10 protein-coding genes and 1 pseudogene are annotated in these 11,688 nt (G+C 48.3%); 6 read left to right on the top strand and 5 right to left on the bottom strand.

Annotated elements, in window-relative coordinates; genetic code table 11:
• Positions 1-15: 15 nt before the first annotated feature.
• The gene (ispF, locus tag ACMYUL_RS13965; RefSeq protein WP_415771223.1) at positions 16-495 is read left to right on the top strand and encodes a 2-C-methyl-D-erythritol 2,4-cyclodiphosphate synthase; all 480 of its coding nucleotides are present in this window, start codon (positions 16-18) and stop codon (positions 493-495) included.
• A gap of 69 nt (positions 496-564) precedes the next feature.
• The gene (rpiA, locus tag ACMYUL_RS13960) at positions 565-1,236 is read left to right on the top strand and encodes a ribose-5-phosphate isomerase RpiA (protein ID WP_039410379.1); all 672 of its coding nucleotides are present in this window, start codon (positions 565-567) and stop codon (positions 1,234-1,236) included.
• 75 nt (positions 1,237-1,311) lie between these two features.
• Here the strand turns inward: rpiA and ACMYUL_RS13955 are convergent, their stop codons facing one another.
• Positions 1,312-2,193, bottom strand: coding sequence for a YicC/YloC family endoribonuclease (locus ACMYUL_RS13955; protein WP_415771220.1), 882 nt, complete (start codon positions 2,191-2,193; stop codon positions 1,312-1,314).
• A 212-nt stretch (positions 2,194-2,405) separates the two neighbouring features.
• Here ACMYUL_RS13955 and ACMYUL_RS13950 point away from each other — a divergent pair, with 212 nt between their 5' ends.
• Positions 2,406-2,756 (top strand): helix-turn-helix domain-containing protein, encoded by a 351-nt coding sequence (locus ACMYUL_RS13950; protein ID WP_003756443.1) that lies wholly within the window; start codon positions 2,406-2,408, stop codon positions 2,754-2,756.
• Positions 2,660-3,556 carry an IS3 family transposase gene (locus ACMYUL_RS13945; RefSeq protein WP_415771218.1) on the top strand — a complete coding sequence of 299 codons (897 nt, stop codon included), beginning with the start codon at positions 2,660-2,662 and terminating at the stop codon, positions 3,554-3,556. The genes ACMYUL_RS13950 and ACMYUL_RS13945 overlap by 97 nt, the downstream gene beginning before the upstream one ends.
• Before the next feature lie 88 nt (positions 3,557-3,644).
• On the opposite strand, the gene ACMYUL_RS13940 is transcribed toward ACMYUL_RS13945, so the two are convergent.
• Positions 3,645-4,775, bottom strand: coding sequence for a polyamine ABC transporter substrate-binding protein (locus ACMYUL_RS13940; protein ID WP_415771216.1), 1,131 nt, complete (start codon positions 4,773-4,775; stop codon positions 3,645-3,647).
• Between the two features lie 228 nt (positions 4,776-5,003).
• Here ACMYUL_RS13940 and alaS point away from each other — a divergent pair, with 228 nt between their 5' ends.
• Positions 5,004-7,898, top strand: a complete 2,895-nt coding sequence (gene alaS, locus ACMYUL_RS13935; protein WP_415771214.1) for an alanine--tRNA ligase — start codon at positions 5,004-5,006, stop codon at positions 7,896-7,898.
• 517 nt (positions 7,899-8,415) lie between these two features.
• Here the strand turns inward: alaS and ACMYUL_RS13930 are convergent.
• From ACMYUL_RS13930 to ACMYUL_RS13920, 3 genes and pseudogenes are all read right to left on the bottom strand, one after another.
• Positions 8,416-9,054, bottom strand: coding sequence for a HEPN domain-containing protein (locus ACMYUL_RS13930; protein ID WP_415771212.1), 639 nt, complete (start codon positions 9,052-9,054; stop codon positions 8,416-8,418).
• Positions 9,047-10,078, bottom strand: a complete 1,032-nt coding sequence (locus ACMYUL_RS13925; RefSeq protein ID WP_415771210.1) for a ParA family protein — start codon at positions 10,076-10,078, stop codon at positions 9,047-9,049. Before ACMYUL_RS13925 ends, ACMYUL_RS13930 begins: the two co-directional genes overlap by 8 nt.
• A gap of 38 nt (positions 10,079-10,116) precedes the next feature.
• A pseudogene (locus ACMYUL_RS13920) lies at positions 10,117-10,344 on the bottom strand (DNA helicase UvrA); the annotation flags it as partial.
• A gap of 406 nt (positions 10,345-10,750) precedes the next feature.
• Between ACMYUL_RS13920 and ACMYUL_RS13915 the strand changes: the two are divergent.
• Positions 10,751-11,572: a CPBP family intramembrane glutamic endopeptidase gene (locus ACMYUL_RS13915; protein ID WP_415771209.1), complete on the top strand. Its 822-nt coding sequence runs from the start codon at positions 10,751-10,753 to the stop codon at positions 11,570-11,572.
• Positions 11,573-11,688: the final 116 nt, after the last annotated feature.

Genomic DNA, 11,688 nt, shown 5'->3' with positions numbered 1-11,688 from the left:
AAAAAAGGAAAAAACATGAATATCCGCATCGGACAAGGCTACGATGTCCACCAACTCGTCGAAGGCCGCGATTTGATACTCGGCGGCGTACACATCCCGTTTGAAAAAGGCCTGCTCGGCCATTCCGATGCCGACGCGCTGTTGCACGCGCTTACCGACGCCTTGCTCGGCGCGGCGGGTTTGGGCGACATCGGCAGCCATTTCCCCGATACCGCCGCCGAATTCAAAGATGCCGACAGCCGCGTATTGCTGCGCGAAGCGTATCAAAGCGTGCAGGCTTTAGGCTGGCACGTTGTGAACGTGGATACGACCATCATCGCACAAAAGCCCAAACTTGCGCCGCACATTCCCGCCATGCGCGCCAACATTGCCGCCGATTTGGGCATTCAGACGGCCTGTGTGAACATCAAAGGCAAAACCAACGAAAAACTCGGCTATCTGGGGCGCATGGAAGCCATCGAGGCGCAGGCGGCGGTGTTGCTGGAAAAAGCGTAAGCAGGCAAGCACAAACAGCATGAAAATGTTAACATAATCCTATTGAACAACATCCATTAAGGAGAACTCATGGCTACTCAAGACGAATTGAAGCGAATTGCCGCCGAGAAAGCGGTGGAATTCGTACCTGAAAACGAATACATCGGCATCGGTTCCGGCTCGACCGTCAATATGTTTATCGAAGCGTTGGGCAAAAGCGGCAAAAAAATCAAAGGCGCGGTTTCGACTTCTAAAAAGTCCAGCGAATTGATGGCGCAATACGACATCCCTGAAGTATCGCTGAATGATGTGATGGGGCTGGCTGTCTATGTTGACGGCGCGGACGAAGTGAACCATATGCTGCAAATGATTAAAGGCGGCGGTGGCGCGCATCTGAACGAAAAAGTCGTCGCCAGCGCGTCCGACAAATTCATCTGTATCGCCGACGAGAGCAAATATGTTTCGCGTTTGGGCAAATTTCCGCTGCCCGTAGAAGTGTTGCCCGGCGCGCGTTCGCTGGTGTCGCGCAAACTTTTGGCAATGGGCGGACAGCCTGAGTTACGCCTGAACTACACCACCTTCCACGGTAACCAAATCATTGATGTCTATGACTTGCACATCGACCGTCCGCTGACTATGGAAGATGAAATCAACCGCATCACCGGCGTTCTCGAAAACGGCATCTTCGCTCGCAACGCCGCGGATGTGTTGATTTTGGGTACAGAGCAGGGCGCCAAAGTCATTAAACCCGGACAAAACTAAGCATTCATTAAGAAAAAGGTCGTCTGAAAAGCAGAAAATGGCTTTTCAGACGACCTTTGTTCTATTTTTGAAGGCTTATTCGATGTTTTGAACCTGCTCGCGCATTTGTTCGATCAAGACTTTCAGTTCTACCGAAGCCTGCGTGCATTCTGCCGCGATCGCTTTGCTGCCCAGCGTGTTTGCCTCGCGGTTCAATTCCTGCATCAGGAAGTCCAAGCGTTTGCCCGCGCTGCCTTTGTTTTCCGTAACAATGCGGCGGACTTCGGTGATATGCGTGCGCAGGCGGCTGAATTCTTCGTCAACATCGGATTTTTGGATAAACAACGCAAATTCCTGCTGCAAACGGTCGTTGTCGATATTGCCGACCGCTTCCGTCAAACGCGCGTTTACCTTGTCCATATGCGCCTGAAGCAGGCTGGGGAACAGTTCGCTCAAGGCATCCACGATTTCTTCCATGCCGGCTAAACGTTGCAACAAATGTTCGCCGAGTTTTTTACCTTCGCGTTTGCGGGCGGCGGCAAACTCTTTTAATGCTTCGTCCAGCAGTTCTTGTACGGTTTTTGCCAAAGCCTCGGGGTCTTCGCTTTGACCTGCCAATACCCCTGGAAAGCGCAATACTTCAGCGACCGTCAGCTTACCGAAACCGTGTTCCTTGCGCCAAGTTTTGTTCAAATCGGACAACTGTTTCACTAATTCTTCATTGGTTTCCAAACTCTGCCCGCCGACCGTCGCGTCTTGCAACTGAATGCGGCATTCCAATTTGCCACGTGTGGCTGAAGCCGCAATTTTTTCGCGTAACGCGCCTTCTAGATAGCGCAATTCTTCAGGCATGCGGAATTGGACATCCAGATAACGGTGGTTCACCGCGCGGATTTCCAAATTCACGCGCTTGCCACCGCATTCGCCTGCGGCATTGGCAAAGCCGGTCATACTGTGGATATGGATGGATTGAGTCATGGTTTTACTCCGTTTCAAAATACGAGTGAAAGTGGAGGGACTATATCATATCTGGACTTTGATGACTGCAAGTATGGTGGATGGGAATGAGAAGGGTAAAAGACAGATGCAAGAAACCTGTTTGATGTTTATACAAAAAGGTCGTATGAAAACCTGAACTGCACCCCAAAAGTTGGACACATCCCCTCCAACTCACAAGGTGCAGTTTTTTTATGAGCAAATATACATTACACTTCAAATACCAAGCCGTACTCCACTACTTGCATATACGCAGCCAACAGCGTACTGCAGACCACTACGGCATTTCCCGAACCCACCTGAGACGATGGATACGCGCCTATCAAGAAGGCGGTATCGGCGCACTCGAACATCCCCAATCCAAAACCATGCCCCAACACCGCAAAAACCCCTTCATCGCAGATAAACCCGACCAAGAAAAAACACAGGCAGAGCTTATCGAAGAGTTGTGCTATATGCGCGCAGAGGTCGCCTACCTAAAGGAGTTAAAAGCCCTCAGCCAAAAACAGACCGAAAAGGACAAAGCCAAACCGTCCAAACACTGAGGGCGCAACACCCGCTCAAATACCTGCTGCACATCGCAAACCTGCCCAAAAGCAGCTTTTACTACCACCGTCAAGACCGGCCCGACCCCGACGCAGCCGACAAAGCCCTTATCGCCGAAATCTACGAACAGCATAAAGGACGCTACGGACAAAGGCGCATTGCCGCAGCATTGGGTTGGAACCGCAAAAAAGCAGCGCGGCTGATGAGGCAGCTAGGACTGAAAGCCCTCATACGGGCGAAAAAAGCCTACCGCCATCCCGCCATGGGCGAGATATCGGAACACCTCCTCAAACGCCGGTTCACAGCCCGAAAGCCCAACGAAAAATGGCTGACCGACGTGACCGAACTCAAAGGAAAGGACGGCAAACTGTACCTCTCGCCAATATTGGACTTGTTCAACCGCGAAATCATCGCCTACGCCATGAGCCGCAATGCTAACAGCGAAATGGTGAAGGAAATGCTCGAAAAAGCCGCCCCCCGTCTGACCGGCGAAGGAACGATGCTTCATTCTGACCAAGGTGTGCTGTACCGTACGTCGGGATATAGGGAATTGCTTGCCCAACATTCCATGGTTCAAAGCATGTCGCGAAAGGCGAATTGTTGGGACAATGCACCGATGGAAAGCTTCTTTGCGGTGTTGAAGACAGAGTGTTTCTATAACGCAGGGGAATTGACGGTGGACGAATTGATGAAACAGATAGATGACTATATGGATTACTACAACCGGGAGCGTTGCAGTTTGAAATTGAAAAAGCTGAGTCCTGTCGCATACAGAACCCAGCTTGCACAGAGCGCCTGAATAGGCTTTTATGAGTGTCCAAGATTTGGGGGCCAGTTCAAACCTGTAATTCAAGTTTTCAGACGACCTTCAATCTATCCGTATCAAGTTATTTACCGGCTTTTACGCCCTGCCATTGGCGAACCATGAATTTCAAAATGGTGGGTTGGATGGGAACCATAATAAAGCTGTTTTTTAAATCTTCTTCGCTCGGGAAGATGGTGCGGTCGTCCCTGAATTCGGCTTCCATCAGTTCGCGTGCGGGTTTGCTGGAAGGGGCGTAGGTAACGAAATTGCCGTTTTTCGCGGCGACTTCGGGGTCGAGAAAGTCGTTGATGTATTTATGGGCGTTGGCGACGTTCTTCGCATCTTTCGGGATAACGAAGGAGTCCACCCAAATCCCTACGCCTTCTTTGGGCATCATGACGCGGATTTTTTCTTTGCCGCCCGCTTCTTCGGCGCGCCGTCTGGCAATGTTTAAGTCGCCGCCGAAGCCGATGGTGACGCAAGTGTCGCCGCGCGCCAAATCATCGATGAAGCCGGACGAGGTAAAGCGTTTGATGTTGGGACGGTTTTTCTTGAGCAGCTCGGTTGCGGCTTTGATGTCTTCAGTATCGTTGCTGTTGGGGTTTTTACCCATGTAGTTCAAGACCATAGGATAAATTTCCGCCGCGCTGTCCAAGTAGCTGATGCCGCATTGTTTGAGTTTGGATGTGTATTCGGGGTTGAACACCAAATCCCATTGGTTGTCCGGCAGTTTTTCCGTGCCTAAGGCTTTTTTCACGCGCTCGGTATTGATGGCGAAGGTATTGGTTCCCCAATAAAACGGAACGGCATATTCGTGGCTCGGATCAACGCCTTCCATCAGCTTCATCAATTCAGAATTGAGGTTTTTATAGTTGGGAATCAGGGATTTGTCGATTTTTTGATAAGCCCCCGCCTTAATCTGCCTGCCGACGAAGGTATTGGACGGGCCGACGATGTCGTAGCCCGATTTTCCGGTCAATACTTTACTTTCCAGCGTCTCATCGCTGTCGTACACGTCGTAAGTTACCTTGATACCGTTTTTCTTTTCAAAATCGGCAACGGTTTCAGGATCGACGTATTCCGACCAGTTGTAAATCCTCAATACATTTTGGTTTCCCGCCTGCTCCGCTTTATCGGAGGTATTTTTATCCGAACCTCCGCAGGCGGCGAGCATGACGGCGGCTAGGGCGATGAGTGGCAGATGTTTGGTCATTATCATTCCTTGCATATCGGGCGGAAGGGAAAGTAAGGGATTATAAATCAGGCACGCACTATCTGATAGCAATTTCCATTATATTGATAGTACGAAGGTCGTCTGAAAGTCCCTGATTCAATAGCTAGAAACAAGGTTTTGCGGTAATATAGCAGCCATTTTCTTTTCACAATTACATACGGCCGGGAAGGTCGTCTGAAACCTTTTCAATAGAGACAACGAAACATCATGAAAACCTCCGAACTACGCCAAAAATTCCTAAAATTCTTCGAATCCAAAGGCCACACCATCGTCCGATCCTCTTCGCTCGTGCCGCACGACGACCCGACGCTGCTGTTTACCAATGCCGGCATGAACCAGTTTAAAGACGTGTTCCTCGGCTTCGACAAACGCCCATACAGCCGCGCCACCACCGCGCAAAAATGCGTACGCGCCGGCGGCAAACACAATGACTTGGAAAACGTCGGTTACACCGCCCGCCACCACACCTTCTTTGAAATGATGGGCAACTTCTCCTTCGGCGACTACTTCAAACGCGACGCGATCCACTTCGCTTGGGAATTCCTCACTTCCCCCGAATGGCTGAACATCCCCAAAGAAAAACTCCTGGCGACCGTGTATGCCGAAGACGACGAAGCCTACAACATTTGGCTGAACGAAATCGGTATGCCTGCCGAGCGCATCGTCCGCATCGGCGACAACAAAGGCGCGAAATACGCGTCCGACAACTTCTGGCAGATGGGCGACACCGGCCCCTGCGGCCCGTGTTCCGAAATTTTCTACGACCACGGCGAAGAAATCTGGGGCGGCATTCCCGGCAGTCCTGAAGAAGACGGCGACCGCTGGATTGAAATTTGGAACTGCGTGTTTATGCAGTTCAATCGCGACGAGCAAGGCAATATGAACCCGCTGCCCAAACCGTCCGTCGATACCGGCATGGGCTTGGAGCGCATGGCGGCAGTAATGCAGCACGTCCACAGCAACTACGAAATCGACCTGTTCCAAGACCTGCTCAAAGCCGTTGCCCGCGAAACCGGCGCGCCGTTCAGCATGGACGAACCCAGCCTGAAAGTGATTGCCGACCACATCCGCTCCTGCTCCTTCCTGATTGCCGACGGCGTAATGCCTTCCAACGAAGGCCGCGGCTATGTACTGCGCCGCATCATCCGTCGCGCCGTGCGCCACGGTTACAAACTCGGTCAGAAACAGGCGTTTTTCTACAAACTCGTGCCCGATTTAGTGAAAGCGATGGGCGACGCGTATCCCGAGTTGAAAGAGAAACAAACGCAGATTATGGAAGCCCTGCGCGCAGAAGAAAGCCGCTTCGGCGAAACGCTGGAAAAAGGCATGGGCTTGTTCAACCAAGTGCTCAATGGCATGAAATTTCTGAAACTGGAAAGCCTGCTGCCGCAAGATGGTGCGGGCAAACCACTGACATTGAAAACCGCAGATGGTGTGGAATTTACCGCCGCTTCCCGTGCCGCTCCGGGCAAAAAGCAAATCGTTATCCGTCCCCAAGTTTCAGGTAGCCTGAACGAAGGCGTGTATATCGATTTGCAGGCTGCTTTGGAAACCGCCCATATTCCCGACGCGGAAAAGCCGTTTGCCGAAGCCTTGAATGCCTATCTGATGGACAACATCGCCAACAGCAAACTTGTTATTGGCGGCGAACACATCTTCAAACTCTACGACACCTACGGCTTCCCCTACGACCTGACCGCCGACATGGCGCGCGAATTGGGTATCGACTTGGACGAAGAAGGCTTCAACCGCGAAATGGAAGCCCAACGCGCCCGCGCCCGCGCCGCGCAAAACTTCAAAGCCAACGCGCAACTGGACTACACAGGCGCGGACACCGAATTCACAGGCTACGAAAAACGCAGCCAAGACACCAAAATCATCGCCTTATACAAAGGCAGCGAAGCCGTGGACGAACTCCAAGCAGGCGAAGCCGGCGTGGTCGTTTTGGAACAAACCCCGTTCTACGCCGAAAGTGGCGGCCAAGTCGGCGACGTAGGCTTTATCTTCGCAGGTGAAAACCGCTTCCGCGTTGAAGACACGCAGAAAATCAAAGCTGCCGTACACGGACAATTCGGCGCAGTCGTATCAGGCCGTCTGAAAGTGGGCGATGCCGTATCCGCCGAAATCGACAACGACATCCGCGACAGCATCATGCGCAACCACAGCGTTACCCACCTGATGCACAAAGCCCTGCGCGATGTTTTGGGCACGCACGTCGAACAAAAAGGCAGCCTGCAAAACGCCGAGCTGACCCGCTTCGACATCTCCCATCCGCAAGGCATCAGCGCGGAAGAAATCGCCGAAGTCGAACGCCGCGTCAACGCCGCGATTATCGCCAACGTGCCCGTCAAAGTGGAAACCATGTCCATTGAAGACGCGCAAAAATCAGGCGCCATGATGCTCTTCGGCGAAAAATACGGCGATTTCGTCCGCGTCATCACTATGGGCGACTACTCCACCGAACTGTGCGGCGGCACCCACGTCGCCCGCACCGGCGACATCGGCTTCTTCAAAATCATCAGCGAAGGCGGCATCGCCGCAGGCATCCGCCGCGTAGAAGCCATCACAGGCCTTGCCGCGCTGGCATGGGCGCAAAACCAAGAAAGCCTGATGAAAAACATCATCGCCGAAGTCAAAGCCCAAACCGAAAAAGACGTACTGGCCAAAATCCAAGCCAACGCCGCCAACGCCAAAGCCGTGGAAAAAGAGTTGGCAAAAGCCAAAGCCGAACTCGCCGTCCACGTAGGCGCAAAACTGTTGGACAACGCCAAAGACTTGGGCGCAGCCAAACTCGTCGCTGCCCAAATCGAAGCCGACGCAGCCGCCCTGCGCGAAATCGTTACCGATTTAACCGGCAAATCCGACAACGCCGTGATTCTTTTGGCGGCAGTAAACGATGGCAAAGTTTCCCTGTGCGCCGGCGTATCCAAAGCCCTGACCGGCAAAGTAAAAGCCGGCGACTTGGTCAAATTTGCAGCCGAACAAGTCGGCGGCAAAGGCGGTGGCCGACCGGATTTGGCACAGGCCGGGGGAACGGATGCTGCGAAACTGCCTGAAATGCTGGGAAGCGTGGAAGGCTGGGTAAACAGTAAACTGAGTTGATGAGTGATGTATGTAAGTTAAGTAGAAAAGGTCGTCTGAAAAATTTTTCAGACGACCTTTTTTGTACAGTCTGTCATACTCATTTTTACAATGGGTTGCAAAGGTCTCAGGCTGCTTTTTTGAGTTTATGAAGAAGATAGATAAGCCCTTGCTGCATATCATAGAGACGAACTTTACACGTTGGTTTCAGGCTTCAAAGTAAACGAAAGGTCGTCTGAAACGAGGTTTCGGATTGACGAAAACCGTAATTCAGACGACCTTTACAACCATAAAAAACCATTTTGCCATTTAGCCCGATTTAAAGTGGGGTGGTTCGTTTCAATTTTTATCATCGGGGGATGATAACCAAAGAAATTAGTATTGTTTTGATAGCTGAAGAAAATACAAAACGGCAAACCGCCAATTAGATTGATTGCGTATGTGCGTACCGCTCATGCCCTACGCGTTGGTTTTGAAGTTCCGTGTAATTCGCAGGTAGGGTGTGTGGTGTAACCACGCATGCAGTTGGGTATGCAGGCTATGGTTTGCTTTTGTGTGCAGATAAACAACAATTATTAAAAATAACGTTACCTAACTTTTCTAAAAAATCTATACTATCATTAGTTGATATGTCATCTAAATTTTGTTTCTTATTAGTAGTAGGATCTAGGTCTGACTCATGAACAATTGCATTTCTTCTAGTTATAATTAATTTTAACTGACTTCTAGCTTGTTCATCATTGGGATATCCTAATTCTGAGGCAATTTTTTGCCACTTTTGCTTTTCGTCCCATATAAAACTTAATCCATCAGCTAGTTTTGTAGGATCTTGATAAGATATTGTTTTTAGTTTAGCATAAATTGATGTCTCAAACTCCATTGCTGCAGGAATTAGCTCTTGATTATATATTTTTGTTAAAACTGAAATTGGAATAAGTTCATTTGAATATTTTTTTGTATGATTCCTATCTCCGAGAAACATTTCTATTATCCCTATCTTTATAATATCATGCATGAATTTATCGAAAGAACTTACTGCAAATACAATTTTCATTCTGTTTATATTTTCATATATTTCATTATCCTGAAAACCACTAATATTAAGATGATTTATTAATTGATCAAATGAACGTATGCGAGCTATTTCAGTATCAAATATTCTTTTTGCATTATTCATCAGAAATCATTTCCATAATTAGATTAGAAGTCTCAGTAAATATATTATTTAACTGATTTGATTTGTTTTTTAATCCTTCCAGTATTGGTCCAGTCTCTCTAATATCATCAGCAGTTAAAGCAAATACGGGGACTCCTGCATCAAATGCTTTAGGTAATAATCCCCCAAAATCTGGTGTTTCAGCTAAACAATAACCATTTGAAATCAGATTACTAGAATATTTCCTATTATCTAATAACATACCCGCTGTTTCTAAGCTCGGGACTAACAGATTTCTAGTCGTAGTTTTTATTTCATCAATATTTTCTCGATATGGTTTTGCTGCCTTACCATTTCGAACATTAAACCTCTGAGTAAGAATTCCAATAAATTTTGGTAAGCCTTCTCTTAATTTATAAGCTGATTCAGAAAATGACTCAAATGAAGAATTTTTCCAATTTCCCCATCTAGGGAGAATATTAGATAGTGTTTCAAGAGCCATTATAGAAAATGGATCTGGATTTGTTGGTATTATAAAATAATCAGAATTTAAAAATAGATTTTGATTAATTGCGCTTAATCCCGGGTTTAGGTCTATTAATGTATAATCAATGTTGTATTCTATCTCGCATTGTTCAATTAATGTACTGAAAGCACCAGGCAAATTTTGCAAAGTAGCAAGTGCATTATTAGCAGTTTGAGCAAATGTTAGGGATGCGTCATACTCTGATAAATTCGCATGTCCAGCTAATAAAAATAATGAATTATTTCTTTCTGCAGTTGGACAAACTACTTTGGATATCAGTTTGGGACTACCAGAAAATGCTGGGCTAACACCATCTTTGATATTTTGTGCTTTAGTAGCTTCAAGTGTGTAATATTCCTCAAACTTATCTTTTAATATCAAAGATGTCAGGTTACATTGAGGATCGCCATCTATAATTAATACTTTAGATTTTTCTGCTAATTTCCATCCGATATTATAGACCGTGGTTGTTTTGCTTACGCCACCCTTATGATTGAAGAAAACAATACGTTTAGACATTTTAAAAACACCCTTTCAAATGAACTGTTTCGTTTTAATTATACCATTTCCTTCAAATACTTTACAGTATAAATCCCCTTAAACTTAGTAACTTCCTTGGGGCTACCTTCCGCAATAATCCTTCCCCCACCGTCACCGTCTTCCGGTCCTAAGTTTACAATCCAATCTGCAGTTTAAATTACATCAAGATTATGTTCGATAATCACTATCGAATTACCTTTGCCTTTCAGACGACCTATGACTTCCAGCAGCAAGCAAGCCGTAGCCTGAATCCCTACTAACCGCGTGCGTGGCTACGCCACACACCCTACCTGCGGGCGACGCAAACCTTAAGATTAATGTGTAGGGGGTGTAGGGGGTGTGCGGTACACACGCACGCGGTTTTTTTTGTTACCAAATGATTTCAAACCATGTCGCAATCCGGTCGGCAGCAAACGCAGCTTGGGTCATGACCCAACGAAATCCTAATATCACCTGTAATATCAAAGGTCGTCTGAAAAATAATTTTCAGACGACCTCTCTATAAAAAGCAGCCTGCAGTTTCAAAAATCGAAGTGCAGGCTGCTTTTCATAATAATTAGAAAAAAACGCGCAATATTTTTATACTGTACATCATGTAGCAGGCCGTACCTGCTCTCCTGCCGACTTATTGACTGAACGAACAGGAATAACATGCAGAACCCCTCTTCAGAAAAACCGATAGCCGGTTATTCGCATCCGTGGCAATACTTTTTACTGGTGTACGCTTTGAGCGCGCCGTTTTGGTTGCTGTCTTTGTTTCTCAAACACAGTCCCCTACCTGATAATCTGCCGCTGACCGACATCGGCGCGGCGCTCACCCCGACGGTTGCCGCCGCGTTGCTGCGTTACCGCGAGGGCGGAATGGCGGCGGTGCGCGGACTGTTTGGACGTGTGTTTGATTACGGGCGGATAAAGCATTTTGGCTATTTTTGGACGGCGATACTGATTTTCCCCCTGCTTTATCTGCTGACTTATGTCGCGATACGCCAAACAGGACAAACCATACCTGCCTTATCCGTATCGTTTGCGCCGCTTGCCGGAGCGTTCGTCATGTTCTTTATTGCGGCAGTTGCCGAGGAATTGGGCTATGCCGCCTACGCTACGGAAAGTCTGCAACGGCGTTTTACCCCGCTTGTTACGGCGCTGATTATCGGGGTGCCGTGGGCATTGTGGCATTTGCCGTCCATGATTGCCGTGGGGCAGTCTGCCGAACTGATCGCATGGGGGCTGGCAGGGACGGTTGCCGTGAGGATTATCTATGTATGGCTGTATAACGGCAGTGGCGGCTCGGTATTTGTATTGATTGCGTGCCACACGGTTGCCAATACTGCGCGTACAGGCTTTCCAGGCGGACGGGCGGCATATGAAAACGGCGACGGCATGATCCCATACGGAATTATCATCATTGCGGCGGCAATTGTGATGGGTTTTTGGCGTAAGGCGATGTGTTTACCTGATAGCAATCAAGTGTAGCTTGAGTCATATCCCAACGAAACTTAGTATCAAAGGTCGTCTGAAAACTATTTTCAGACGACCTCGTGTTTTGATTTCAATACCCTGATGGCTTCACAGGGATGGTTTTGTATATA

This window comes from Neisseria sp. CP9, from assembly GCF_047758525.1.
Taxonomy (GTDB): domain Bacteria; phylum Pseudomonadota; class Gammaproteobacteria; order Burkholderiales; family Neisseriaceae; genus Neisseria.
Note: the sequence above shows the minus strand (reverse complement) of the source record. Positions and strands in the feature narration are given on the sequence as shown.